At 43.6% G+C, this 459-nt stretch carries 1 protein-coding gene; it reads left to right on the forward strand.

The window, feature by feature from the left end:
• The coding region (locus lacNas_RS11485; protein WP_244661464.1) for a transposase at nt 1–459 on the forward strand (459 nt) is incomplete at both ends.

The raw sequence follows: 459 nt of genomic DNA on the forward strand, positions 1-459 counted from the left end.
CTTTAAGCTGAGCGAAAAGCCTTTGTCAGATGAGTTTGGCGTTGTCAGCTACTTCAAAGAAAAAGGCCGTTATTACGTTGCCATCCCGTATAAGATCAAGGCTGAGGATGTTAAGCTGCTAGGCAAAACAGGCAAAGCTACCGCGGTTGACGTCAATGTTGGTCACTTTGATTACACGGGAGGCCGGGTGAACGTACTGCCTAAGAAGCTTGATAGAATTTATAAAAAAATCAAGCACTATCAAAGGCAGCTTGCCAAAAAGCAAGTCAAAAATGGAGAAGCTGCTTGCGAAAGCAAGAATTACTTGAAGACGAAAGCCAAGCTTCAAGCATGCTATCGCAAGGCAGGTAATATCCAAAATGACTTGATGCAGAAGTTTACGACTAAACTGGTTAATGACTACGACAAGATCGTGATCGAAAATCTGTCAGTTAAGGGCATGCTGATGAGCCACGTAGC

This window comes from Lactobacillus nasalidis (genome assembly GCF_016587775.1).
In the GTDB taxonomy this organism is placed as follows: domain Bacteria; phylum Bacillota; class Bacilli; order Lactobacillales; family Lactobacillaceae; genus Lactobacillus; species Lactobacillus nasalidis.